Origin of the sequence: Vibrio chagasii, from assembly GCF_024347355.1 — a bacterium.
Classification (GTDB): Bacteria; Pseudomonadota; Gammaproteobacteria; order Enterobacterales; family Vibrionaceae; genus Vibrio; species Vibrio chagasii.
Map to the genome: position 1 here is coordinate 1,292,908 of NZ_AP025465.1, position 26,284 is coordinate 1,319,191.

Genomic DNA, 26,284 nt, shown 5'->3' on the forward strand with positions numbered 1-26,284 from the left:
GAATCAGTATAAACCCAACATACTATTTACTAATACAAAAACACGGGATGAATGCTTAAGAATATGACAGGCCTCAACAAAATTTTAGAAAAGTACAGAATTGGAAGAGGCTTTGAGCAAAAAGAATGCGATTTGAGTATGAACTGACAGCTAAGTTACATCAAAAAGAAATAAATTTTCAATTTGATGCAACTAAAATTGAATGGCTATGCGTTTATTTGCGTAACTAACTGAGTGATTTTACCCATTAAGTTTGGTGCCAGTTTTGAAATTTCACGCTGTTCTTCAAGTACTGAAGAAAGAATCTCATTGCCCGTTAGCGGGTTAGCCAATACTACGCGGAAAACGATGATTGGCTGATGAGCCCACGCTTCAGGGTTTAGGCGAGTACGAGATACAAACGATTTGCCTGTTTCTCGCTGTTTCTTCTGGATAAACTTAGTCAGTTCGTTCAGAAGTTCGTTCAACTCTACACGCTGTTCAGGATCTGCTTTAAGCAGGGCTGCTTTTACCACTTCAGGAACGTAGCGGTAGGTCAGTAAGCAAAGCTCTGGTTCAGATACCAGTTCGAAATCACTTTGTTCTTTGATCAGGTCGGCAAAGTAACGCGCTTTGTTGATGCTTTGATCGATCAGCAGTTCATAGCCTGGACGACTGATGATGTGCATTGCAGCATAAACCAGCATCGCCATACCTGAGCGAGAGCCTTCCAATGTATGGCTACCTAAGTCTTTAGAACCCTTACGTAGGATATATTGAGCGTGGTGCTCAATCGCAGTCATTGCGTCTGGTTTCTTAAACAGAACCATGCCAGCACCCATAGGGATGTAAAGCTGCTTGTGAGCGTCGATAGTGACAGAATCAGCAAGCTCAATACCATCAAGTAGGTGGCGATGATTGTTAGACATCAAAGTCGCGCCGCCCCAAGCTGCATCCACGTGGAAGTGGCAGTCAGACTCGGCACATACTTCTGCAATATCTCTTAGTGGGTCGATATTACCGGTTTCCGTTGTACCTGCCACACCGATAACGGCGAAAGGCTTAATCTTGTTCTGCTTGAGCTGCTCGATCTTCAGTCGTAGGTCGTCAGTACAAATGCGATTGTCGTTATCTGTTTTAACTGATACAAGACCTTCCTGACCAATACCCAGTACGTCAGCGGCTTTTTTCAGGGAGTAGTGACCACGTTCAGAGACTAAGATGGCTAGGCCTTCGTAGTCGTAGTGTTTCATGGCTTTGAATAAGCCTTCTTTCTCGACACCTTTGAACGAGCCCTGTGCTTTTAGTGCATTGTTACGTGCGACCCAAAGCGCAGTAATGTTCGCGATAGTACCACCAGAGCAAAACGCCCCTAATGAGTGATTTGCACTGTGCATCCAACGAGAATAGAACGCGTCATCATCTTGATAGATTAAGCGATGAAGCATACCTAGAACCTGACGTTCTAAAGGAGTGAAAGCTTTTGAAGTCTCGATTTTTACTAGGTTCTGATTCAGCGCAATCATGATTTTAGAAAGCGGCATCAAGAAGTAAGGCAGGGCAGACGTCATGTGACCAATGAAGCTTGGTGAAGACGTATGAACCGAGTGCGATACAAGAGAATCGAGGAGATGCTCAGTATGTTCAGAAACAAACTCAGGCTGCTCTGGGATATGAGCATTTGAAAAATCTTTCTCAATTTCACGCAGTGGCTTTTCTTCAGCCACGATATGTTCACGTAAGAATTGATTCAGGTTTCGTGAAAGTTTGTCTTCAATTTGAGTGAGTGTTGAATCTGGGCCTTCAGGTACCGTGAAGATACGTAGAAGACTGTCGAAGCTAACATCTGCTGTTTTTTGTTCCGTAACCATAGCAAGCGAGTTATTTTTCTAATATTGACGCGAGCGGGACAATCTAAACGAAAACGGGAACAATGTCCCGTCTTAATTATGAAATCCAACTTCTCATAAAAGCCTATTAAATGAGGGGTTACTTACATTTAATCGCTTCAAGTTCAGCAATAGACGTGTTGTAACGCTGCAGTGCTGTATCGATCTGTTTAGGGTGGCTAAGTAGCTCTGCAAACGCAGAACGCAGCTCGTAGTTTTGAGCGTGAGGCTTTGATTGACGGTCGTCGAACGTCGTTTTTGCTACCTTGCCTAGTTCATCATCGCGCTGTGATAGCGTTTTAATGTCATGTTGCTCAAGTTGCAGCCAACCTTCAACAGGTTGCTCTGTAGCTACTTTGCTTGAGTCGTTTACCAAGTAGTAGTGTACCGCTGCACGATTTAGCTCGAAGTGGTGCTTACGGCCTTCAAGGAACCACTCGCTGACTTCTGTTAGCTCTGGGTATTGCTCTGAGGTGAGTTCAGCAAGATCGGCGTACCAATTTAGAGAGGCGTCGATGTAAGCATCGTATTTTTTCGCTTGGCACTGGTTTGTTTCAGACATTGAATCTGCTGCAAAAGAGAAAGTAGAAGTTGAAGCTAGCAGTAATGCGACGCAAAGGCGTTTCATAGCGGATCCTTTTGTAAGTTTATTCTTGTTATTACTTTGTCGTTACAGGTTACCGTGATCATTCTTTGTTGAGCAATGACACTTAGTGTCTTTTTATTTGGGTAACTGTATCGGTATCTTGGGCGTTGGTATTCGAGATGCATTCTAATCTAAATCGATCGCTATTCCTGCGATCTAGTTAGCAAGAGATACAAAGAACAACATCAAAATGGGCACGAGTAGACTTAATATAAATCCACTAACAATCGCGATAGGCACACAGCGAACGCCGCCTGTTGTTTGAATGACAGGCAAAGTGAAGTCCATGGCGGTAGCTCCGGCATAACCAATAGACGTACATGGATAGTTTCGAATGAGCACTGGAATCAGAACTAACGCGACAAGCTCTCTCAGTAGCTCAAGCATGAATGATGCTCCGCCGTAGACCGGACCAAACGCATCGCCCATTAGTATTCCAGCCAAAGAGTACCAGCCAAAACCAGAAGACATGGCTAGCGCTTTAAACAGGGGAATATCCAGCAAGTAAGCAGCGATAACACCGCCTAACATAGAGGTGATAATTATCGTGACAGCGATGACCATGCCATGCTTGTTGAGCAAGATTTGTCTCAGGGTCAGCCCGCTGTTTCGCAGCTGGATGCCAATGAAGAATAGAAGAACGAATAGAATCCACTCACTCGCTGTATCGACCCAATGAAGGCTGATAGGCAGAACGAGTCCTGCGATAAGGCCTGAGCCGACAACCAAAATGAGTTTGGCAGACTCCATTGCCATCGAAGAAAGGGGCAGCTTCTTTTGACTACTGTTTGTTTTGAGTGGCAGTACTTTGTCTATCGCGGGCAATGCCATCAGGTTACAAACACTCAAGCAGACAAAGAAAGTGACTGTGTAAAGAAGGATTGTCTGTAGGTTGTTACCAAGATTATCAAGCGCGGCAAGGCTTAATCCCATCAGCGCTAGAATTACATAGATCAAACGCGATGTAGAGCGGTTAATGAATTCTAGCGTTTGGGTGTTTGAAATTGAAAATAGATACCCCACAACAAGTGGAGCAAATATGAAGATCATCCCTGTAAACATGTTTTCCTCTATTGCAATTACTTCAACTTTTTCTATGACTTAGAAGCCACTAGCGTTGATCACGTCGTTTAGCTTTGCATTAAAATCATGTTTACTCAAGTTGCTTAGATTATAAAGCACTTCTGCACCTGTCACGTTGAGCTCAACTTCGTGATCATCGATGTTCTCATCCTTGTTTCTGAACATCAGTAGGTGGTTAGCAATACGTGCGATATCTAAGTAAGAAACTTCACGTTCTTCTTGTTTGTTGATGGTGTTGCTGCACACGTCAATGAAGTCGCTGTCGAAGCCCCAACGCTTGAGTACTAGCTTGCTGGTGGCTGAACATTGGCCCTGGAAAATCTGAAGCGCGATATCGTGGTCGAGGTAGTTACCGTTTTCAAGGTATAGGTGGTACTCGCTTACTAGGCAGAACAGCCCAATATCGGCTAACAAACCAACTAGCAAAGACTTTTCATGTTCAAGGTAGCGATATTCAGCAGGAGCGATCTCTTTAAAGCCATTGGTCACAAGTACCATGGTTGCGCCTAACTCTTTTGAGACAGAAGCGCTTTGAATCAATAGCTGGTTACACTCTTTATTTAAATCAACTGAGTGCTTGAGTTGTTCGATCGCTTGTGCAGTCACGATGTCACGAACACGCAATATGCCCAGGCGTGAAACGGCCGTCATAATGTCGACACAGGTGATGTTGCGTCTGTTGAAGACAACCGAGTTTGCAACTCGAATGACGATGGCTGTAAGGCCTGGATCTTCAAGCAAGCACTCGGCAACCTCGGCTATCCCAGTCGATTCCAGAGTACAAAGTTTTTGGATTTTAAGTACAACGTTAGGGATAGGAGGAAGGGTTATTTTTCCCGCTGAGATGGAATGTCCAACAAGTTGGGCAAATTCTGATTCTAGGCCCTTAAGAAGAAGCGCCTTGTTTTGTGGTAGCCAGAAAAACGATAAATGATTCATATAAAAAGTAAAAACATGTATGTCCTACCATTTTACAAGCCACAGTGCTGCGAGGCAATACTGATCGGTCCACACGAGCTTTTAAATATTGAACCGGTGTATCATCAAACGTCAAAATTCAATCACGGAATGATAGCTTTGTGTGATGTTAATCATGAAAAAACGGAATACACAATTGATTGATGTGAACTAAGTCCAGACTTATTTTTCTTTTCGAAGTATCATTTATTTAAAGGTGAAAAACGCAACTATAATATTCACCTAAACAATAAAAATTAGATTCAAAATTTTCGCATAAAAAGCTGCTTGTCTGGTGATCAACCTAATCGGGGTAATTTGATTAAGGATCAACGGATATGACCGAGACAGCATTTATTAATTACGTGAATCAATTTGGTGAGCATCAAAAACGTTCTATGTTCGGAGGTATTGGCCTCTTTCAAAATGACGCTATGTTTGCCTTATTGAGTGAAGGTTGTTTATTCATTAGAGGTGGTAAGTCATTAGATAAAAAACTGGCAGATCTTGATTGTGAAAAGTATCGCCATGTGAAAAAACAGACAACAGCAACCGTAAATTACTACGATATTACTGACCTGTTCACATGCGAACATCCTGAATTGGATAGCATTATTCGTACTTCTATCGATAATTCAATTCAGCAGCGCAGCTTCAAGAAGTCATCTGCTAGCCGTAGATTAAGAGATCTTCCTAACATGCAGCTTACGTTAGAGCGCATGGTGAAAAAGGCGGGTGTCGACGATGTTTCTATGTTTATGCAGTTAGGCGCACCAGAAGTATTTAATAAGGTTCGCAAAGCGTACGGAAACGATGTTGACCTAAAACTACTTTGGAAATTCGCGGGTGCGATTGATGGTATCCACTGGAAACTATTACAAGAACCACGCAAGCAGCAATTACTAAAGAGCTGCCACTAAAGAAGTCGTCCTTATATGCTTGAAGTTACAGTTTATAAATAAAAACCGAGGAATAAATCCTCGGTTTTTTTGTTTCTTTCTCAACGAAAGAGGCTAAGTATTCTCTTGGAACCCAAAGGTTCGAACTCGTCAGCTAAGTATTAGTACTTGAAGCGAGCTGTGAACATTAGCTGATCACCGTAGAAGTCGTTGATACGAGCTTCAGCGCCAATAGAGAATAGCTCTGTAGAGTGGAAACGTGCGTAAACAGAACCGATCCAATCATCGTTGTCATCGATAGACACGTAACCACCTTTACCACCAACTTCTAGTTGTGGACCAAGCCATTGGCGAACACCAATGTTAACTTCCATACCAATGTCAGTAGAGCTTGTGTGTTCAGGCTGAACGATGCGCGCTAGCATTTCACCTGTTAGGTCTGCCCAGTTGTTAATTGGAGCGTGGAAACCAAGACCAACAGCAGAGTCGAAATCACTTTCAAATTCTGAATCAATGCGCGCAATTGCGTGAGCATTCGGGTGGATTGACTTACTGAACGCGCCACCAAATGTAACAGGGCTAGCACCGATACGTGCTTCGAAGTAATCGTAGCTGAAGTTGCTCATTACTTGTGGTTGTTCTTCGACAGCTAGCGCTTGGCTCGAAGCCAACAGCATAGCGGTAGTAAGTAGTATTTTGCGCATAACGACCGTAAACCTTTATTAGTGTTAATTCCTTTGGTTTGAGAGAAATCGACAAACCATAAACATCGAGACAGTTTAATCTAACTCACGGAAAAGTAATCCATTAAAATGTAAATCCTTAATCATTTAGTTAAAAAATAAACAAATTAAGGGTCAGTCTGCTACGGAGATCTCATGTTTTGGGGCAAATGAGAAAGTTGGACAAGTGAATCATCCAGATTTTATATGTGTCTGTTCGTGTCTTATATTGACTGCTGTTTATCTCATTGCCCTTCAAATGTTAATCGGAAGCATTACTCTCCAAAGCTTGTGCGCTTATTTGCCATCGAGGTAAGGATGCGCTCTGTATCTAGAACCGAAGTCCAATTCAGTAGTTGTTTATCATTGGCAATCACATAGTCGGTCAGCTGCTGAGTTATGGTGTCTCTGAGTTGGTCGCCTTGCCAAGGTTTGGATATATAGAAATCGAGGGCCGCGTTATTAATGGCAGTTACCGTATCTTCAAGCCCGGCTTGCCCGGTGAGCAGCAGCTTGCGTGTTGGCTTTGTAGAGTCGTGTTGGTTAAGTTCGATAAGAAAATCGATACCTGTTTTTTCCGGCATTATGTGGTCGCATAAGATCAAAGCGAGCTTAATGCCGTCCTGCTCCATCTCTTTGATGACTTGTTTTGCTTCATCGACCGATTCAGCGCCCTCAACGATAAAGTTTTCTTCAAACACGGCTAAATCTTGAAGCACACTATTGAGCACTTCTGGTTCATCATCGACACATAAAATTAAGTACTTATTCATGAGGTGCTCCTTCTTGTTTGAACGGCAGCCATACTTGCATGTGAGTGTGGGTTCCAACCTCAGACTCCACCAAAATAAATCCTTGATGGGCCGAAACAATCTGTTGAGAAATAGATAACCCAATCCCTAAACCGAAGTTACCTTCTTTTTTGGTCGTGAAATTAGGGTTGAAAATAGAATTAATGTTTTCTTTAGCGATTCCGATGCCAGTGTCTGATATCTGCACCACTAGAAACGTTTGATTGTCTTTAGTCTGTTGTGAAGTGGAGATAGAAACCTTGCCTCGCTCTAGAATGGCATCGAGTGCGTTAGAAAGAAGGTTGGTCCAGACTTGTTGCAACGCCAGTGATTGGCAGAGCAAAGGGGGTAAGCTGGTGTCGTAGTTGTTTTCAAGTTGATGGTGTTTTAAGCGGTTTTCAAAGATCACCAAAGTGTCTTCGATGCCTTCGTGTATGTCTGTGTAATGGCGAAGCTCATCGTCTTCACGTGCATAGCTTTTTAGGCTCTTAACCATGTCGGCAATGCGCTTGCTACAAACTTGAATGGATCGGATAGAGTTGCCGACGTAATGGTAATGCTCTAAGTCGTTGAGTAACTCTTTACCCGCAACAGGGGACTCTTTTAGGGTCTCTAAAACCTTAGCATCTTGGCTTAAATTCAATCTCACCGCTTTTTTTGCTAGGGCACGATCATCTATGGTCGATGCTAAATGTTTTACCAGTTGTCTCTCCTGAGAAGTGGAGAGCGGTTTGGCTAATTTTGAACACGCCAGCACCTCTGTTCCTTTATTGGATTCGGGAACTGCGAGGTTCTCGAGTATCTGGTCTAGATGCTCTGATAGCGTTTCAATACTTCTCATAATTGCCGCTATGGGGTTATTAAGCTCATGCGCGACACCAGCGACAAGTTGCCCAAGCACGGCCATTTTCTCTTTTTCAATCAATTGCTGGTGTGCAGACTCCAATGATTCAAGTGTTTGTTGAAGCTTGATTTTGTTGGTGATACTACGTTGTAAGCGGCGATTAAAATGACGGAGCAGTAGGTTAGTAAACAAAGGCAGCAAAGTATTATTGGAATGCATCACCTGAGCAAAACTCTCTTTATCTAGCTTAATGACTCGAGTTGGTGTCAAAGTGATCCCTGTAGAGAAAGAAGGCTCGCCCGTCACAAATGACATTCCACCAACGATGTTGCCTTTAGAGTGACGCACGACCTCTCGCTGCTGTCCTAATTCATCTTTCTTGTAGAGAGCGACTTCACCCTCAATGATCAACCACAAGAAGCGATTATCTTCTCCTTCAACCGTTAACAAATGCTCTGGTGAGTAATCGCGAATCGCTCTGGTCTTGTCATCTTTAGAGAAGACCTCTTGCAAGGCATTGAAGACACGTTCAGCGAGCGCATTGTCTGAGAGCTGGTGGTAATCGTGAATAAAACCTGATTGAAAAGATTGAATATTTTGGTCTATGTGTGCTCTTAATAAGCGCTGTTGATCTAACGCATCACTATAAGACAACAGGTTTTCAGAGTCGTATTGGATAACGAAAGAGGTCAGTTCCTTTTGTGCTGACTTGAAGAGAACCTGATCTTGAACCGGTTTGGTTAAGCAGTGATTAAGTCTGCCTTCGTTTAGCGCAGTTAGAATGGATTGAATGTCTGACGATGCACTGACGAGTATGGTTCTCGCTGTATTACTATGAGGTAACTGCTCGAGCTCAATTAGAAACTGCACACCATTGAAATGAGAGTGATGGTGAGTGATCACCAAAGCAACGGTTTGATGATTGTCGTGGATGTCTTCCAATGCGTGGTGCGCATCTTCAATGTTCTCGGCGGTGTAGATATCGAACACACGAGACAACGGAGCTAATTCCGTACGGATGCGCTCGATGCTAACTGGATTATTGTCCAAACAGATAACAGCGTATTGATTCACAGTTTCCCCTTAGTAGTCGCAACGCTTCTAGCCTAGCAAGAACTGTTGATTAAGGATGAGAGCTAGCCGTTAATTTGCTGAGTGATTTGAAGTATCGAGCAATAGACTGATTTAACTCAATGTTTCTTGTTTGCGACTGATGGGTTAGACTGAAAAAAAACAAACACATGTAGAAAGAGAACTCATGGAACAGTTAAGAAAAATTGGCGCAATTGGCGGCGCAATCTCATTGGCTCTTTGTTGGCCTCTAGCGGTTGGGCAAATTGGACAAAATGCGATTACTGATGGCGTTGCAAAACTTAACAATTCGAGCATTCAAGCTGAGATCGTTGAGTACGATAGAGGTTACCTTTCTTCTAACGTAACCACTCGCATCACTGTGACGGATGAAAACTTAAAAGAACAACTTGCGATTGATGGCTTACCAAGTGAGTTTGTCGTTAATAGTGCGGTTAGCCATGGTTTGGTTAGCCTTAACGCTGTTTCGACGTTAGATAATGCAGACATCCTGCCACTGACTTTAACGACGAGCACAGAGCTGAACGGCAATACGGATTTCGACTTCGAGCTAAGCCAATTCAATCATCAAGGTACTGATGAGAATGGCACCTCGGTGTCTATCACTAAATCTAACCTTACAGGTCATGCGACTGTGTTGGGCCAAGTGGATTACCAGCTTTCTATCCCTTCTGTTCAAATCGATTTTGAAACGGGTGAAGAGGTGACACTGTCAAACCTGAAAGGTACGGGTTCAGGCCAACAAGCTAAAGGTTACTGGCTAGGCACGCAGAACTTCACGATTGATAGTTTCTTGATTTCAGATTCGGCAATGCAGCCATTTATGACTATCGAGAACTCAACCTATGACTTTGAATCTCACCTAGATGAAGCAACTAAGCGTCTACGCAGCAACCTTAAACTGTATATCGCTAATATCGAGACGAGCGAAGGGCAAGTGAACAACTTAAACGTTGATTTCGAAATGTCGAAACTCGACAGTGAGTCGTTCGAGAAAATCTTTGAGATTTACCAGTCTAATCCTGTTCTGACACAAGAAGACGTTGCTGAGATCATCCCATTCATCGACATTCTGTTTGCTAAGGGCTTCGACCTTTCAATGAACAACATGTCATTAGAGTTAGGCAAAGGCCAGTTTGAATCGAAGTGGTTAGTGAGTGTTCCTGAAGGTACAGAAAACATCAGCAGTGAACCTTCAATGATCATGCCAGCACTAACGGGTAACCTCCACTCGAGCTTTTCAAACGGACTGGTAGAAGAGTACCCGTTTATTCGCGAAGGTATTGATGAGTTGATCGTGATGGAAATGATCAAAGAAACAGACAAGGGTTACGAAATCAGTGCTGACCTAAAAAATGGAAACCTAGTGTTTGAAAACGGACAAGAAATTCCACTAATTGCACTACTTATGCCGGCTTTTGTTCAATAAAACTGAGTAGGCAAGAATACTCATAGGGCAATTTAGCGCATTAAGTTAAAGATTTTGTACTGTACGAAACAAAAGAGGTCATAAGACCTCTTTTGTTGTTTTTATGTTGAGTAAAACATGGTATTACTTGCATAGTTATTATTTAGCAGGAGCAATCATCCCCATGGAACTTACATTAGATAACGTATTCAATTTTAGTGCTGGCCCAGCGGCTCTGCCTAAGCCAGTAATGAAACAAGCACAAGCTGACTTCATTGATTGGAACGGTTTAGGCACTTCCGTTATGGAAATCAGCCATCGCAGCAAAGAATTTATTAAAGTTGCTGATGAGTCTGAGCAAGACCTACGTGATCTTCTGAACATCCCAGACAACTACAAAGTTCTGTTCTGTCAGGGGGGCGCTCGTGCTCAATTCGCTGCTGTGCCTTTAAACCTTCTTGGCGATGCAACAAAAGCGACTTACATTGATGCGGGCTACTGGGCTGAAAGCGCAGTTACGGAAGCAAGTAAGTACTGTGAAATCGATGTGTTCAATGCAAAAACGACAGTCGATAGTAAAGCGGCTGTGGTTCCAGCAAAAGACTGGAAGATCGATCCTGAAGCGGCTTATGTTCACTTCTGTCCGAATGAAACCATCGATGGCATTGAGATCAGCGATCTACCACAAACCGACAAGCCTATTGTTGCGGATATGTCATCTAACATCTTGTCTCGTAAGATCGATGTGTCTCAATATGGTGTTATCTACGCCGGTGCACAGAAGAACATTGGCCCTGCGGGTATCTGTATCGCTATCGTACGTGATGATCTGCTTGATCTTGCAAATGACGTATTGCCAAGCATTCTTAACTACAAAGTGCTGGCTGAAAAAGACTCTATGTTCAACACGCCACCAACTTACGCTTGGTACTTGTCTGGTCTTGTTTTCAAATGGTTGAAGGCTCAAGGCGGTGTTGAAGCGATGGAGCGTGTTAACCAAGAAAAAGCAGCACTACTTTACAATGCGATCGATGATTCTGATTTCTATAAGAACGAAGTGCACGCAACAAACCGTTCAAGAATGAACGTACCGTTCCAACTTGCGAAACCTGAGCTAGATGCGAAGTTCTTAGAATTGGCTGACGCGGCTGGTCTTAAGTCACTGAAAGGTCACCGAGCTGTAGGCGGCATGAGAGCATCGCTTTACAATGCGATGTCTTTAGAAGGTGTACAAGCGCTTGTAAGTTTCATGAAAGATTTCGAAGAGAAGTACGCTTAATCTGCCTAACTGATATTAAACGATTAAAAGAGGAGCGAACGGCTCCTCTTTTTTTAGTTTCGCAAACACTTATCTGTAACCCTGACTATCTTCTTTTACTGTTCAAACGAAACTGCTGTGGCGTGACATCAAAAGTCGCTTTGAAGGCTTTGATGTAAGAGGAATCGTTTTGATAACCCACTTGATCAGCAATGCTTTGTATCGAGTTATCTTCGTCTAGCAGGGATAAGGAGTAAATCAGTCGTATTTGTTGACGCCACAGCTGGAATGAGGTGTTGAACTCCTTTGAAAATAAACGCGACAAGGTTCGCTCGGATGCGCCTACTTTTTCTCCCCACGCTTTGAGCGACAAATCTAAATTTGGCTCATCAGTGAGGGCTTCAAATATCAACTTCAAACGCCTGTCTTGTGGCAATAACAACTGAAATGTCTGTACGTTGTCTTTCATTATTTGGTCGTGCAATACGGACAGTAGGCGAGACACTTCTTCATCGCTCACCAATCCTTCACACTGTCTGCGAATTTCTTGTAATAGCTCGTTTAGAAAGGGAGTAAGTGCAATGGTTCGAACCTCGGGCTCATACTTAGTTCCAAAGGCTGGGTTAAGGTAAATGCCAACAAACGTGGTATGACTCAATGCAATAGATTCATGTGAAATACCGGCAGGTACAAATAAAGCTGATGTGTGCGGCACAAGGTGTTGATAGTGTTCTGTTTGAGTTTGTAGCAAACCTTTGAGTGGAAAGATCACTTGATGCCATGTGTGTTGATGCATCGCATCGATGTAACCTTTCGGCATGTCGATAGTCTTAACGAGCGCGGGCGAGTTCGGATTGGCGACCATCATCTTGTTGGAGGTGACCACTCCAGTACGAGAATCGATTTGGCGGGTTAGCATGGTTAAGTGTCCTTATGTCCCTATTCTGACGGAGCGACCCTAGGCTATCATGCTCGACAAATAGAATGAAGCCGAGAGGATACGAGCATGCGCTTTCAAGTAGAGATATCCAAACAAAACCAGCTTTTGTTTAAAGTTGATATTGAGAATATCGACCGCAGAAAGTGTGAAACATCACTCGATACTGTATTAGCTAAGTTTCCAATCGAAGAGGGCTATCAGCGTCATGTGTTGGCTTCTGATAGTGAGACTCGCTACCTCAAAAGCACCGACCAGAGTATTGAAGTGTTGGCGGCGATTCCGATATTTAGATCATTAGGCGAGCGATAGTACTGCTCGTGGAAGACAATATTCTCGCAGAAAGAACAATAAGATTGAGACAAGAAGGGAGAGATATGAAGAAGTTAGGCGTGGTAAACAATGTATTGGTAGGCAAAACAGTCGCTTTCGCACATGGTGCAAAAAGTGCCATCAACAAGCAAGTATTGTTGGATCGTCAACACGCAACGGAGCTGGGTTTTACCAATGATGAGCAAGGTGATCCGCGTTTCCATGGCGGCATTCAGAAAGCCCTTCATATCTACCCAAGCGAACATTACCCAGTTTGGCAACAGGAGTTGGGCGACAAAGGTGTTTTTCAATCAGCTGGCGCGTTTGGAGAGAACATCAGCTCAAGCGGCGTGACCGAACAATCGATTTGCTTAAAAGATAAAATCCGTATTGGGTCTACTTTGTTGGAAGTATCGCAAGGGCGTATGCCTTGTTGGAAGCTCAATGTGCGTTTTGACCAACACGATATGGCAAAAAGGCTGCAAGACACACTCAGAACCGGTTGGTATTTCCGAGTGTTAGAAGAGGGCGAGATCGGTGCAGGTGATGAGATTATACTGTGCGAGCGTCCTTATCCTGACTGGTCGCTTGCTCGTATCATGGGTGCCGTTTTTACCGGTAGCTTAGATAAAGACTTATTAAGCCAAATGACGGCATTGCCATTGGTTGAGTCTTGGGGAGCGCTTGTTGCTCGTCGCCTCGAAACGGGCAAAGTCGAAGATTGGGAAATGCGCTTGGTTGGACCGACAGCGGTATAAACCAGTAGTTAGATAGAGAAAGCCCGCTATTGAGATATCGCGGGCTTTTTAATAGTGATGAGCGTTGTAAGTGCCGTTACAACCAGAAACTCTTCAGCGGCATATCAGGCGAAAAGTGATGAGCAACCTGTGCTTGAAGCAACTCTGCGGTTGCAATCGCATCAGTAAGTGCATGATGTGGCGTGTAGTCGGGTAGGTGGTATCGACGACGGCTTTGCCCTAGTCGAACCGAACCAGGCTTCTTACCTTTTAATTTATTCCATAGGCCGCCAGCCAGTTTGTTCTGGATCTGAGACTCAATCTCTAACGTGTCCAGCACCGGAAACTCGATGCCTTCATTCAATCGCACTTTCAATGCGTTGTTTAAGAAATCTCGCTCAATACGGCGGTAGTGAACAACGGGAATATGGCCAGCCATCGCTTGTAATACTTCATCCAACACTTCATCAAGATCTGGTGCATCGATGATGTCATTGTGGGTAATGCCGTGGATTACCACTGATTCTTCCTCTAGCTTCTGCCTCGGACGCAGTGTCCAGTGCCTTGCTTGTCGAAGGTAGATTCGGTTAAGAGTAAATGGCACCAAACCTATGGTGATGATCCCGTCTTTGGAAGGGTTCAAACCGGTTGTTTCGAAATCCAATGCTAAGAACATCACCTCTGAGAGTGGTGTGTCAGGCGCAGGAAGCGGTTGGTTGTAGAACTGTTTTAAGCGTTCATCCTGGGCACGTTCAAGCTTTTGAGCAAACTTAAATGGCCAATCGACCGCTGGTGATCTGAATAGTTTGTTCATAGGCCCTACTTAAACTTGTTACTGGCTTGGTAACGGAACTTAAGGAAGTTTTGCGCATTACTTAAGATTTGGAACGCATCCTTAAGGTTACGACGTTCAAAATCAGACAGGTTTTCCGGTTCGATGTTGTTATCCGGCTCAACATTGTTATCAACATCGTGCGCTTGGTGGCGAATGCGCACCAGAGAGATGAACTCCATTGCGTCCTTAAGATCTTGTGCTCTGCCTTTTGGCAAAATACCTGCGTCGATAATGTCGTCTAAGCGCTCAAATGAGTTTTTAGAGCGAGAGCCCACCGCTAGCGAGTGGACACGAATCAAATCGGCGAGAGGAGCCGTACCACGTCGTTTGAGGTTGATGGAGTTGTTATGACGACCATCTTTCTCCATTACGAAGTCTTTAAAGAAACCAAGTGGCGGAGTACGGTTGAGCGCATTACGTGCCAGACATGCTAGGAAGCGGTTGTTCTTACGTGCACGTCTTACGATAAAGCTGTTTAGTTGCTCTGCCCATTTCAGGCGGCCATAAACACCATCTAGGTCGAAGAAGATCGATGCGTTCAATAGCGCTTTCGGGTTTGGATCATCAATCCAGTCGGCGAAGCACTCTTCCCATTCTCTGCGTGTCATGCGCCAAGTTGGGTTAGTCGCCATGATGTCACCTGTACAATACACGTAACCACATTGGTCTAAGCCGTCACAAATGAATTTTGAGAGCGCTTCAAAGTACTTGCCGTGTTTTGCTTCGTCATAGGTGTCATCAAGAATGATGGCGTTATCTTGGTCTGTCACCAGCAGCTGTTCATCACGCCCCATGGAGCCTAATGCTAGGAAACAATATGGAATTGGAGATTTGCCTAACTGTTCTTCGGCGAGTTCGATAATACGCTGCTTAAAGCTACGACCAATTACCGACATTGCGGTGCCAACCATGTGAGCATTGGCATCTTCGTTAACGAGACGTACAAAGCTGTCTTTCACTTGCTCAGAGAGCACTTTGAGATCTTCGATGCTTTGTTGCTGGAAGATACTACTTACTAAGAGCAGCGAGTTTTGAGATTCGTAACGGACGATGTCGGTCGCTTCGATAATACCGATTGGCTTCTTATCTTTCAGGACAGGTAAGTGGTGCACGTTGTAGCGAAGCATGGTCATCATGGCTTCGTATACATAGGCATTGTGGTCAAGAGAGATAACCTCAGGTGTCATCACACTAGAGACTTCATCGGATGGATCGAGACCTTCTGCCAGTACGCGAGTACACAAATCTCGGTCGGTAATAATACCGATAACGGGCGTTGAGTCGTCTTCATCATCTTCAACGATGTCAGGGTCGATGATCAGCAAGGAAGAGACATTCTCTTCCGCCATCATGGTGGCCGCTTGTTGAATGGTGCGCGTTTTCTCAATCATCGGCGCTTCACTGGTCAGCAGCGTTTTCACTTTAGATGTCGTGAGGTCGTTGGCATCGTTATTACTTGAGTTTGCCTGACGTAAGCGCGCGTTATCCTCAACCTCTACGAAATCGGCAAAAGAGTCGTAGTTATCGTAGAGTTCTTGGAAAATAGGCTCAGGAATGCAGTAGAGCAGGGTGTCTTCGGTCGCTTTTACTGGGAAGCGCACCTTGTTATTGGTGAGCAGGCCCATTTGACCAAACAGATGGCCTTCATCAAGGCGGTTATACAGCTCGCCTTTACGACGATAGACTTCGACTTCGCCGCTTCGAACCATATACAGGTCATGAATTTGATCACCAAAGTGAATGATAGGTGTGTCTTGGCGGTAATAAGAAATTTCCACGCTACTGGTCACTTTCGTCAACATCTCCTCTGGGAGCTCATTGAAAGGGGGGTATTGTGCCAGAAAGTTTTGAATCTCTAATAACTCAGCATCCATAGTAATCATCCATTGGTTTGTATTATTTCATGGTACAACATTTGATAATAATTTGCCGTCACAAATCAATCTGTGAGCTAAAACCTTTTTAAAGTCTTAGGGATAGACTAACCTTTCAAATAATGGAGTGACAGTTTAAGGATGATGGGAATGTCGAAGTGGAAGCTTAGTTTTGTATCTGCAGTTTTTATGTTTTCTCCAAGTTTGTGGGCAGACACTCACAGTGTGGATATTCTTGATTACGACCACGTTTATGCAACGGCGCATTCAGGCAGTTTAAACGAAGATGCTGGGGGCAATAATAATGCATCGGCGTTTGGATTAGGTATTAGCTACACCATGACAGATGATTGGTTACTGCTTGGTGATTATAGCGCGCGTTTCATCCACCCTGACGAGAGTACTACTCGTATTGATACACTAATGGCTGGTGCGGGTTATCGTTATAGCATCAAGAAAGACTTGGATATTGTCGCTTCTTATTTGCTTGGTGTGACTAAAGGGGAAGTTGAGCTGAATGGCACCAACGAGACCTTAGAGTCGGACACTGAATTTGTCCAAGGTGTTAAGGCCGAGCTTAACTATGGCTTTGCTAAACGTTGGATTGCGAACGGTAGCGTGCAACTTAACCGCAGCGATTTATTCGATGAAGAGATTTACCACCTAGGTTTACGTTATTTAGTGACCAACAAGTTTGCGATTGGTGGCTCATACCAACATAGAGATGGTGAGGGGAGCACAGGCGTAAGTGAGAGGACGAATGAGTTAGGTGTCGAGTTCTTCCTCGAGTACTAATAGAATTAAATCTAACGCGTTACGACAGCTACAAAAAAGCCAGCTTAATCGCTGGCTTTTGCATATCTAAGTGTCTGCAAGAGCAGACTTGGTATTGTTACGATTAAAGAACCGCAGCGATACCTTTACATAGAGGGCCCATGTTTGACTTAGTCATGCCCGCTACGCTGATGCGGCCAGAGCCAACAATGTAGATTGCGAATTCGTCTTTTAGGCGGTTTACTTGCTCTTTGCTCAAACCAGAGAAAGAGAACATGCCGTTTTGGCGCTCGATGAACGTGAAGTCTGCATCAACACCTTCAGATTTCAGTGTTGCAACGAACAGTTCGCGCATCTCTTGAATACGGTCACGCATTTCAGCGACTTCCGCTTCCCATTCAGCACGTAGACCAGCATCGCCAAGGATGTGAGTTACGACAGCACTACCGTGCGCTGGTGGGTTAGAGTAGATAGAGCGAATGATGCTCTTAACTTGAGAGAATGCTGTTGTTGCTACGTCTGCAGACTCAGCAACCAAAGTGAATGCACCAACACGCTCATTGTACAGACCGAAGTTCTTAGAGAACGAGCTCGCGACTAGAATCTCTTTGTTGTATTTAGCGAAAGTGCGAAGGCCAGCAGCATCTTCTTCAACGCCTTTTGCAAAACCTTGGTAAGCAAAGTCGAATAGTGGAAGAAGCTTCTTCTCAGCAACGAGCTTAGCCAGTACTTCCCACTCTTCAGCTGTTGGGTCAATACCTGTTGGGTTGTGACAGCAGCCGTGAAGAAGAACGATATCACCTTCAGATGCTTTCTCTAGGTCAGCAACCATACCAGCGAAGTCTTTGTCTTTTGTTTCAGCGTTGTAGTAGCTGTACTGAGCTGTTTCGATACCCGCAGCAGCGAATACGCCGTTGTGGTTAGCCCAAGTTGGGTTGCTGATCCAGATCTTCACATCGCCAAGTTGGCGCTTAATGAATTCACCTGCAACACGTAGAGCACCAGTACCACCCGGAGCTTGTGCTGTTTTAGCGCGTTGAGAATTTACGATTTCTGCATCTGAACCGAAAAGTAGCTTCTGTACTGCTAGGCCGTATTCAGCTGTACCTTCAATCGTTAGGTAAGATTTGGTTTTTTCGTTTTCAAGAAGTGCAGCTTCTGCTTTCTTTACTGTTTTAAGTACTGGCGTTTGACCATCTTCATTTTTGTAGATGCCAACACCAAGGTTGATTTTCTCTGCACGAGAGTCGTTTTTAAACTCTTCAGTAAGGCCGAGGATAGGGTCGGCAGGCGCAGCTAACACTTTTTCAAACATAATCTTCATCCATGTCAATTGAGAGGGGATAGTATCTATGGGTAGTTATACCTGTATGGAATTTTTAAGACAATACGAAGTGAACAGAAAGACCAAAAAAAATCAATTTCAATCAGATTTATTGACTAAAGAGGGTATTTGATAACAAAACACCCTACGGATTAACCTATAGGGTGCAAGAAGTTAGTGGTTTTTGAAAAGATTATGCGGTGGAAGTAATAAGGCTTTCTCTCTCCCGTTCGTTTTCTTCGTCTTTTCCATCTTTGTAAGTGGCCGCTATTTCAACAAAAAGGCCTTCGACGGCTAAAAAGGCTTGAACAACTTGCGGATCGAAATGAGAACCTGCACCTTCTAAAATGATCGCTTTGGCTTGTTGATGTGTAAATGCTGGCTTATAGACTCGTTTAGAGATTAATGCGTCATAAACATCGGCTAATGCCATTAAACGACCAGATAAAGGGATGTCTTCGCCAGACAATTGATTTGGATAGCCGCTGCCATTCCATTTCTCGTGGTGAGTCAGGGAAATCTCTTTCGCGACTCTTAAGAAAGAACTGCTTCCGAGCTGCTTTTCAGCGATAGATAAGGCTTCAGCGCCAATAGCAGGGTGCCCCTTCATGATTTCAAACTCTTCGTCGGTCAATTTTCCCGGTTTTAACAGCACGCTATCAGGAACGCCTACCTTGCCAACATCATGCAGTGGCGCAGACTTATAAAGCAGTTCGATATAGTTTGGAGTTAACAAGGCTGAATGGGTTTCAGATTTACTAAGCTCTTGTGCGAGTACCTTAACGTATTCTTGAGTTCTAAGGATATGCGCGCCTGTCTCATTATCTCTCGATTCGGCAAGTGCAGATAGACTGACAATCGCGACATCGCGTGTGGTTTTCACTTCGTTTTGCGCTGTTTCCAAGCTATCGATCATGGTGTTGGTCATTGATGCCATTGAGCCAAGTTCGTTATAGCCGAAAATAGGCAGGCGGACACCTTGCTCTCCATTTGTCACCTTGTTTAATGCGCACTCTTGGCTAAGCAAAATACGCTTAATCAGCTTGCTCCACAGTGTCATGATGACAATAGCGTAGCCGCCTAATACAAGTGCTAAATAGATGAATTCTTTGATTACGCTGATCTTGCCTGTGCCATCGAGCAGGCGGGCTGGATTGTGTTCCAGCCAAAAGATGTCTTTGACTGCAATCATGGTTAGCATGCTCGTCAGTGTGACAAGAAGTACCATCACCAAACCAATCATCTGTTTAACTAGCGAGCTTCTTTCACCGACCAGCTGAAAATCATACGTCCCAGTGGCTTCCATATCGTCCATTTGCTTTAGTTTGGCGCTTAGCTGGAGAATGGTGCCGGTAAAGAAGCCAAATAAGCTCATTCCAAATAAGACTTTTAGATTACTGTCTACGGTGAACTCGTAGCTGAGGTTGTAATAAAGTGCGAATGGGATACTCGCTGCGAAGAACAGAAAGGTATCAAGCTGAGCAAACCTGCCTTGCTTAACCAAAGCATGATTGGCGAATAAAAAGTGACGAACAAACCAAACCAAGACAAAAACGATGCTGACGTGAGTGAAAATCTCAAGTGTGGATAGGCTCTCAAGCATCGGACACACTCGGCTACCATAAGTGCCAAAGAGCACCCCGGCGATAGCGTATAACTGGGTCGTTAGCGATTTATTATAGTTAGAAATATCCATCGATAAGCCTTTGTTCTTGTTGATTTACATGAGCCTTAGATTGATTGACGGATAAAGACGCACGCACGATTAACATAGATGACATGAATGAGATCGGAAATTCTATCTATAGCTTTCGCGGATTGATACAAGAAAGTGGTTAGTGTTGGATTTTTGTTAGCTAGGTGGGGAATATTACAGCGTTATTATGAAGAGGTTTGAATAGCCTCGGTTGAGTCTCGAGGCTATTACGTCGATGAGGTTGCGATGAGAGCTGAGAAGATTAGCTACAACGCGACCTAACGATTATTAAAAGGCGATTACTTTTTCAGATTGATTTCAGCTTCAATTGAACCAGTTTCAATCTCTGGGTGTGACGCCAGTTTGTCTGCTGCCCATTGGTTGATGTGCTTAAGAATTGCAGATACCGCGTGCTTTTCAGTAGGTGCTTGATCTTGCTCTACATCTAGCTTCTGCTTTGGATGTGAGCCTGTCGCATCTTCAGCAATATGGAGCCAATCTGGGTGCCAGTAGTATGGCTGGCCACTCGGTGTTGTCCAACTGTGAACACCGTTTGACTCTCCTTTATAACTTAACTGATCTGCTTCTATTTTTTTCATTGTTATCTCGCATGTTTTTGGGTTACATCGAATTATTGAGGCGTAAAGCGAATTTAGCTCTTACCTTGGGTACAAACTTAGCAAAGCTTACAAAGTTATCTGTGAAACAATTCACACAATTATAGAAATTAGGTGCAATCATATGGATAGAAGCAATAGTTGATCACGTTAATGATAAGATCACCCGTCCACAGGAATTTATCTAGGTAGTACAATTAGATGGCGCGTTATGAAGAGCTTGCAAAGGAAATTCGGACTCAGATCGCTAATAATACGTGGCGTTCAGGGGAGAAGATCCCTTCTGTACGCATGAGTTGTCGTAACTATAACGTCAGTAATAGTACTGTTTTACAAGCCTATCAGTTGTTAGAAAGTGAAGGTTGGATCATTGCCAAGCCTCAGTCTGGCTACTTTGTCGCCCCTAAGGTCGACGGCATTGACTACGAAGCGCCAATAGCACGAGAGAAGAAGGCGATAAATGATCGCTTGTTCGATTTCTTAAAGTCCAGCTCAGCAGAAGGCGTCATTCCTTTTGGCTCCGCTTTTCCTGACCCAGACCTTTTTCCTTTACCTACCTTAACTCGTAATCTAGCCAGCGCCGGCAGGAAGATGACGGGTGCCAGTGTCATTAACAATCTACCACCTGGAAGTGAATCTTTAAGAAGGCAGATAGCACAGCGTTATCTACAGCAAGGAATTACGGTTAACCATCAAGATATTGTGATTACTTCGGGTGCGATGGAAGCTCTGAACTTGAGCCTGCAAACCGTGACTCAATCTGGCGACTATGTTGTGATTGAATCGCCGGCATTTTATGGCGCTTTGCAAGCGGTAGAGAGGTTAGGGCTCAAACCGATAGAAGTGGATGTTTGCCCAGTCAACGGATTGGATATTGAACAGTTTGAAAGCGTGCTGAAGAACCATAATGTGAAAGCATGTTGGCTGATGACGACTTTTCAAAATCCGACAGGCACAAGCCTATCAGACGAAGCAAAACGCCGCGTTGTAGAGATAGCAGAGCAGCACAATACCTACATTATTGAAGATGACGTTTATGGTGATCTTTACTATGAAGGACACAAGCCTAAGCCCCTGAAGGCGTTTGATAAAACGGATTCGGTTTTGCTGTGTGGTTCTTATTCAAAAAGTCTTTGCCCTGGCTACCGCGTGGGTTGGGTGGTCAACACTCGCTTCAACGATGCGATTCAGAAGTTGCAACTGCTATCCACGCTCTCTAGTAGTGCGCCGGTTCAGCTTGGTGTCGCACATTTTTTAACTCATGAAAGCTACGATAATCATCTGCGTAAATTACGTAAGAATCTCTTGCAGAGAAAAGCACGCTTTTTAGAGGTCATCAAACAATATTTTCCACATTCTATTCAGCTTGAAGAACCCGCTGGTGGCTATTTTATTTGGATACGTTTCACTGCTGGTTTCGATAGCCAGCAGTTTCATCAACTAGCGATCGCACAGGGGATAAGTGTCGCATCGGGTGATTTGTTTAGTGAGCAGGGTAGTGTGGATAACGCTATTCGACTGAACTTCTCTTATGAACTGACTCAAGAAAGAGAGCAAGCCCTGAAACTGCTTGGAAAACTCGCACATCAGTTAGCGAATTAAGTGCCGACCTAAACGCTAACTGACTCATAAAAAACGACATAATGCTAACTGTACGGTTTTAATGTGGCGAAACTGTACGCCTTATTGGCTACAGAGTTGTGATTCAATAACGGTAGACCAAATATTGGAGAGACTGTTATGTTGAAGATGACTATGGGAAATGAAGTGAAGCTGATTGTTGTCGCGATTGTGTGTGCGCTTCTGCTTATTCTTGGCCATGTATTATTGGCAAAAGCATTCGCTGATATGGCTTGGGCGGAGTACACCACCGCTGCGATTCCATTCGTGATGATGGCGATCTGTGGCTTGGCAATAAAGTACGCTAGTAATCAAGATGTTGATTAGCACACCTATCAGGAGCTTGGTGTGGCATAACTCCTAATAACTTTTTCGTTTGTATTCTGAATATAAAAAAACCTCCGCAATTGCGGAGGTTTTTATTTTCTTTCTTTTAATTCGAGCTTAATGCGGAATTAGAAGTTTGCAGAGCGAGGAGTACGTGGGAATGGGATAACGTCACGTACGTTGCCCATGCCTGTTACGTAAGATACTAGACGCTCGAAGCCTAGGCCGAAACCTGCGTGAGGCACTGTGCCGTATTTACGCAGGTCGCGGTACCAGTTCATGTGCTCAGGGTCGATGCCTACTTCGCGCATACGCTCGTCTAGGATGTCTAAACGCTCTTCACGTTGAGAACCACCGATGATTTCGCCGATGCCTGGTGCTAGTACGTCCATTGCCGCTACCGTCTTACCGTCATCGTTCGCACGCATGTAGAATGCTTTGATGTCTTTCGGGTAGTTCTTAACGATTACTGGCGCTTTGAAGTGTTCTTCAGCTAGGAAACGCTCGTGCTCAGAAGACATATCGATACCCCATTCAACCGGGAACTCGAACTCACGACCTGAATCTAGAAGGATCTGGATTGCGTCAGTGTAGTCTACTTGTGCGAAGTCAGAAGTTACAAACTGCTCTAGACGAGTAATTGCTTCTTTGTCGATACGTTGAGCGAAGAACTCAAGGTCGTCACGACACTCTTCTAGTACGGCTTTGAATACAAACTTAAGCATGTCTTCAGATAGCTTAGCGATATCTTCTAGATCCGCGAAAGCAACTTCAGGTTCAACCATCCAGAACTCAGCTAGGTGGCGGCTTGTGTTTGAGTTTTCAGCACGGAACGTAGGACCGAACGTGTAAACTTTGCTTAGTGCACAAGCGTAAGCTTCACCGTTTAGTTGGCCAGATACTGTTAGGAATGTCTCTTTACCGAAGAAATCTTCGTTGTAGTCAACATCGCCTTTTTCTGTGCGAGGTAGGTTTTCCATGTCTAGCGTAGAAACGCGGAACATTTCACCTGCACCTTCAGCATCAGAAGCAGTGATCAGCGGGGCAGATACCCAGAAGTAACCTTGCTCGTGGTAGAAGCGGTGGATCGCTTGGGATAGGCAGTTACGAACACGCGCTACTGCACCGATTACGTTTGTACGTGGACGTAGGTGAGCTACTTCACGAAGGTATTCGATAGAGTGACGAGTTTTCGCCATTGGGTATGTTTCTGCGTCTTCAACCCAACCAACAACTTTAACTTCAGTTGCAGCAAGCTCAAAATCTTGACCTTTCGCTGGAGACTCAACAATCTTACCTGTTACTTCAACAGAGCAGCCAGTCGTTAGCTTTAGTACTTCGTTTTCGTAATTATTAAGATTATTAGGGACCACGGCCTGAATCGGGTCGAAACAAGAGCCGTCATAAATGGCAAGGAAAGAGATTCCAGCTTTGGAATCACGACGTGAACGGATCCAGCCGCGAACAGTTACTTCACTGTCTACTGCTAGCTTGCCGCCAAGTACGTCTTTTACAGGCGCGTAAGTCATGTTGGTTTCATTCTCCATTGAGGGACAAATTCAACGCAATGTTTGCAATTGATTGTTTATAGTTCGCTACATTTTGAACAAAAAACAATCGAAACATTGAGTTGTATAAACTTTTTAAATCAATGGAACATATTACCTGTCATACGGAGAGCTTCAACCTTTATTCTTGCTTGTAGAAAGAAATATTGTGGATGTCAGCCATAAAACCCAATAAGGGTTGGTTTTTTGTTCGATCTCTTAGTCTGTTTCCACTTATTGCATGTTGTCACGTGCCACGCCTGTGATGAATTGGTCGCTGCTCTATTGTAATCTTTGTTTCCAATAATGATTGTGTGATTGCATTGAACCTCACACTATATTGTCGCGGTTTCTCCTATTTAGGAGACCATTCACCCTCTTTGTTTGTCGCGAATTCACTTTGCTGCGAATTAAAGAATCACCAGAGGAATTTAATATTCACGTGTTAATTACGCCGCCTTAGCCCCTGCATTCTCTCTACACCCGCACTTTTCGAGCGCTCGCTCATTCATGAAAAACAGTCGAATACAATATGTCTGAACAAGGCAGGATATGCTGTACAAGTAAAAGAGAATTACATGCTTAATTATTTAAAAACACACTGGTTATCGAATATCAAAGGAGATTCATTATCTGGGATTGTGGTAGCACTTGCATTGATCCCTGAAGCTATCGCATTTTCCATTATCGCAGGCGTCGACCCTAAGGTGGGTTTATACGCTTCATTCTGTATCTGTGTTGTCACCGCTTTAGTGGGTAGCCGTCCGGGGATGATATCCGGTGCGACAGGAGCAATGGCGCTATTGATGGTGACTTTAGTCAAAGAGTACGGACTTGAGTATCTGCTTGCTGCATCATTTCTTGCTGGTGTCATCCAAATTCTTGCAGGCTATTTGAAGCTGGGTAATCTGATGAACTTCGAGTCTAACTCTGTGATTACCGGATTCGTGAACGCTCTCGCCATTCTTATATTTATGGCTCAATTGCCGGAGCTTACCAACGTACCTTCAAGCGTATATCTGTTGGTTGTGTTGGGGCTGGCGATCATCTACTTACTGCCTTACTTACCGAAATTGGGCAGCGCAATTCCATCACCCTTGGTGGCGATTATTGTGCTCACCATCATCAGTTTGATGTTTGGCCTAGAAGTGAGAACTATTGGTGACATGGGCAAACTTCCTGATTCGTTACCCGTGTTTTTAATTCCGAATATTCCATTCACACTTAATACCTTCGAAATCATACTTCCATATTCCATCGCTTTGTCAGTCGTTGGCATACTGGAATCCTTGATGACTGCGACCATTGTTGACGATCTGACGGATACCGAAAGTAATAAGAACAACGAGTGCAAAGGGCAAGGTGTCGCGAACATTGTTGCGTCACTGTTTGGCGGTATGGCGGGCTGCGCGATGATAGGTCAGTCGATCATTAACATTAAGTCTGGCGGCCTTACTAGACTATCCAGCATGATTGCTGGTGTGGTTCTATTGCTCATGGTGGTGTTCGCTGCAGACTGGTTAAAGCTGATACCGATGGCGGCACTTGTCTCTGTGATGATCATGGTATCGATCGGTACCTTCTCTTGGCGATCGATTGTCGAACTTAAAGATCATACCTTACCGACCAATGTCACCATGCTGGCAACGGTTGTGGTGGTAGTTCTTACTCACAACCTAGCGATTGGTGTCGCGGTTGGCGTGGTGCTTTCGGCCCTATTTTATGCTCACACGAGTAAGTCTATGGTCTTTATCTTCGATGAAGTCGTGACCAATCAAATGCATACCACTCATAAAGTTAAGGGGCATGTGTTCTTTGCTTCTTCTGATGCCTTTGTTGATTTGTTCGATTACGACAAGGCGACGTCGTTGGTCACGATCGACATTTCCGAGGCGTCATTTTTAGATAACACCTCGGTTGAAGCCCTCGATAAGGTGGTCTTCAAGTTTCGTAAGAAAGGGGCTTATGTCGATGTATCTGGAATGGATGAGGTCAGTGCTAAGTTAATCTTCAAACATGCGATGTACCACAAGCATAAAGATTTATCAGCGGTGTCGATTACGCACTAGCGGCTGTTTGAACATAGAGTTTATAGCCTAAGTAATGGTTACGTAGA

23 protein-coding genes are annotated in these 26,284 nt (G+C 44.1%); 9 read left to right on the top strand and 14 right to left on the bottom strand.

What is annotated here, in order from left to right:
• Positions 1 to 206: 206 nt before the first annotated feature.
• The 4 genes from panP to OCV52_RS06025 all read right to left on the bottom strand — a co-directional run bounded on the left by panP (position 207) and on the right by OCV52_RS06025 (position 4,536).
• The gene (gene panP, locus OCV52_RS06010) at positions 207 to 1,850 is read right to left on the bottom strand and encodes a pyridoxal-dependent aspartate 1-decarboxylase PanP (RefSeq protein ID WP_137407540.1); all 1,644 of its coding nucleotides are present in this window, start codon (positions 1,848 to 1,850) and stop codon (positions 207 to 209) included.
• Positions 1,851 to 1,968: 118 nt separating this feature from the next.
• A complete protein-coding gene (locus OCV52_RS06015; RefSeq protein WP_008224391.1) occupies positions 1,969 to 2,496 on the bottom strand; it encodes a hypothetical protein in 528 nt (175 codons plus the stop codon).
• Positions 2,497 to 2,670: 174 nt separating this feature from the next.
• Positions 2,671 to 3,576, bottom strand: a complete 906-nt coding sequence (locus tag OCV52_RS06020; protein ID WP_137407539.1) for a lysine exporter LysO family protein — start codon at positions 3,574 to 3,576, stop codon at positions 2,671 to 2,673.
• A 39-nt stretch (positions 3,577 to 3,615) separates the two neighbouring features.
• Positions 3,616 to 4,536 (bottom strand): HDOD domain-containing protein, encoded by a 921-nt coding sequence (locus tag OCV52_RS06025; protein WP_102424829.1) that lies wholly within the window; start codon positions 4,534 to 4,536, stop codon positions 3,616 to 3,618.
• A 356-nt stretch (positions 4,537 to 4,892) separates the two neighbouring features.
• Here OCV52_RS06025 and OCV52_RS06030 point away from each other — a divergent pair, with 356 nt between their 5' ends.
• Positions 4,893 to 5,474: a TfoX/Sxy family DNA transformation protein gene (locus OCV52_RS06030; RefSeq protein ID WP_004741568.1), complete on the top strand. Its 582-nt coding sequence runs from the start codon at positions 4,893 to 4,895 to the stop codon at positions 5,472 to 5,474.
• A 140-nt stretch (positions 5,475 to 5,614) separates the two neighbouring features.
• Here OCV52_RS06030 and OCV52_RS06035 read toward each other — a convergent pair whose 3' ends face one another.
• From OCV52_RS06035 to OCV52_RS06045, 3 genes are all read right to left on the bottom strand, one after another.
• Positions 5,615 to 6,157 carry a hypothetical protein gene (locus OCV52_RS06035; protein ID WP_004741569.1) on the bottom strand — a complete coding sequence of 181 codons (543 nt, stop codon included), beginning with the start codon at positions 6,155 to 6,157 and terminating at the stop codon, positions 5,615 to 5,617.
• Between the two features lie 293 nt (positions 6,158 to 6,450).
• Positions 6,451 to 6,948, bottom strand: a complete 498-nt coding sequence (locus OCV52_RS06040) for a response regulator (protein WP_137407538.1) — start codon at positions 6,946 to 6,948, stop codon at positions 6,451 to 6,453.
• Positions 6,941 to 8,884 (bottom strand): ATP-binding protein, encoded by a 1,944-nt coding sequence (locus OCV52_RS06045; RefSeq protein WP_137407537.1) that lies wholly within the window; start codon positions 8,882 to 8,884, stop codon positions 6,941 to 6,943. Before OCV52_RS06045 ends, OCV52_RS06040 begins: the two co-directional genes overlap by 8 nt.
• A 184-nt stretch (positions 8,885 to 9,068) precedes the next feature.
• Here OCV52_RS06045 and OCV52_RS06050 point away from each other — a divergent pair, with 184 nt between their 5' ends.
• A complete protein-coding gene (locus OCV52_RS06050) occupies positions 9,069 to 10,331 on the top strand; it encodes a DUF945 family protein (RefSeq protein WP_137407536.1) in 1,263 nt (420 codons plus the stop codon).
• Between the two features lie 163 nt (positions 10,332 to 10,494).
• Positions 10,495 to 11,589 carry a 3-phosphoserine/phosphohydroxythreonine transaminase gene (gene serC / locus OCV52_RS06055; protein WP_137407535.1) on the top strand — a complete coding sequence of 365 codons (1,095 nt, stop codon included), beginning with the start codon at positions 10,495 to 10,497 and terminating at the stop codon, positions 11,587 to 11,589.
• A gap of 85 nt (positions 11,590 to 11,674) precedes the next feature.
• Here serC and OCV52_RS06060 read toward each other — a convergent pair whose 3' ends face one another.
• Positions 11,675 to 12,487, bottom strand: a complete 813-nt coding sequence (locus tag OCV52_RS06060; protein WP_137407534.1) for an AraC family transcriptional regulator — start codon at positions 12,485 to 12,487, stop codon at positions 11,675 to 11,677.
• An 87-nt stretch (positions 12,488 to 12,574) separates the two neighbouring features.
• Here OCV52_RS06060 and OCV52_RS06065 point away from each other — a divergent pair, with 87 nt between their 5' ends.
• Both OCV52_RS06065 and OCV52_RS06070 read left to right on the top strand, forming a co-directional pair.
• Positions 12,575 to 12,817 (top strand): hypothetical protein, encoded by a 243-nt coding sequence (locus OCV52_RS06065; RefSeq protein ID WP_105059333.1) that lies wholly within the window; start codon positions 12,575 to 12,577, stop codon positions 12,815 to 12,817.
• A gap of 65 nt (positions 12,818 to 12,882) precedes the next feature.
• Positions 12,883 to 13,575 (top strand): MOSC domain-containing protein, encoded by a 693-nt coding sequence (locus OCV52_RS06070; RefSeq protein ID WP_137407533.1) that lies wholly within the window; start codon positions 12,883 to 12,885, stop codon positions 13,573 to 13,575.
• A gap of 76 nt (positions 13,576 to 13,651) precedes the next feature.
• Here the strand turns inward: OCV52_RS06070 and OCV52_RS06075 are convergent, their stop codons facing one another.
• Both OCV52_RS06075 and OCV52_RS06080 read right to left on the bottom strand, forming a co-directional pair.
• A complete protein-coding gene (locus OCV52_RS06075) occupies positions 13,652 to 14,368 on the bottom strand; it encodes a 3'-5' exonuclease (protein ID WP_137407532.1) in 717 nt (238 codons plus the stop codon).
• A 5-nt stretch (positions 14,369 to 14,373) separates the two neighbouring features.
• Positions 14,374 to 16,263, bottom strand: a complete 1,890-nt coding sequence (locus OCV52_RS06080; protein WP_061031638.1) for a DUF294 nucleotidyltransferase-like domain-containing protein — start codon at positions 16,261 to 16,263, stop codon at positions 14,374 to 14,376.
• Between the two features lie 150 nt (positions 16,264 to 16,413).
• Here OCV52_RS06080 and OCV52_RS06085 point away from each other — a divergent pair, with 150 nt between their 5' ends.
• Positions 16,414 to 17,058: an outer membrane beta-barrel protein gene (locus OCV52_RS06085; protein WP_105059336.1), complete on the top strand. Its 645-nt coding sequence runs from the start codon at positions 16,414 to 16,416 to the stop codon at positions 17,056 to 17,058.
• 103 nt (positions 17,059 to 17,161) lie between these two features.
• Here OCV52_RS06085 and OCV52_RS06090 read toward each other — a convergent pair whose 3' ends face one another.
• The 3 genes from OCV52_RS06090 to OCV52_RS06100 all read right to left on the bottom strand — a co-directional run bounded on the left by OCV52_RS06090 (position 17,162) and on the right by OCV52_RS06100 (position 20,656).
• Positions 17,162 to 18,352 (bottom strand): amino acid aminotransferase, encoded by a 1,191-nt coding sequence (locus OCV52_RS06090; protein WP_061031636.1) that lies wholly within the window; start codon positions 18,350 to 18,352, stop codon positions 17,162 to 17,164.
• Positions 18,353 to 18,554: 202 nt separating this feature from the next.
• Entirely contained in the window at positions 18,555 to 20,057 is a 1,503-nt protein-coding gene (locus OCV52_RS06095) for an HD-GYP domain-containing protein (RefSeq protein ID WP_137407531.1), read from the bottom strand.
• A 299-nt stretch (positions 20,058 to 20,356) separates the two neighbouring features.
• Positions 20,357 to 20,656 carry a hypothetical protein gene (locus OCV52_RS06100; RefSeq protein ID WP_063522463.1) on the bottom strand — a complete coding sequence of 100 codons (300 nt, stop codon included), beginning with the start codon at positions 20,654 to 20,656 and terminating at the stop codon, positions 20,357 to 20,359.
• Positions 20,657 to 20,875: 219 nt separating this feature from the next.
• On the opposite strand from OCV52_RS06100, the gene OCV52_RS06105 reads away from it, so the two are divergent.
• Both OCV52_RS06105 and OCV52_RS06110 read left to right on the top strand, forming a co-directional pair.
• Entirely contained in the window at positions 20,876 to 22,276 is a 1,401-nt protein-coding gene (locus tag OCV52_RS06105; RefSeq protein WP_137407530.1) for an aminotransferase-like domain-containing protein, read from the top strand.
• A gap of 138 nt (positions 22,277 to 22,414) precedes the next feature.
• A complete protein-coding gene (locus tag OCV52_RS06110) occupies positions 22,415 to 22,621 on the top strand; it encodes a hypothetical protein (RefSeq protein WP_004741584.1) in 207 nt (68 codons plus the stop codon).
• Between the two features lie 128 nt (positions 22,622 to 22,749).
• Here the strand turns inward: OCV52_RS06110 and asnS are convergent, their stop codons facing one another.
• The gene (gene asnS / locus OCV52_RS06115; RefSeq protein WP_137407529.1) at positions 22,750 to 24,150 is read right to left on the bottom strand and encodes an asparagine--tRNA ligase; all 1,401 of its coding nucleotides are present in this window, start codon (positions 24,148 to 24,150) and stop codon (positions 22,750 to 22,752) included.
• Positions 24,151 to 24,746: 596 nt separating this feature from the next.
• Between asnS and OCV52_RS06120 the strand changes: the two genes are divergently transcribed.
• Positions 24,747 to 26,237, top strand: coding sequence for a SulP family inorganic anion transporter (locus tag OCV52_RS06120; RefSeq protein ID WP_137407528.1), 1,491 nt, complete (start codon positions 24,747 to 24,749; stop codon positions 26,235 to 26,237).
• Positions 26,238 to 26,284: the final 47 nt, after the last annotated feature.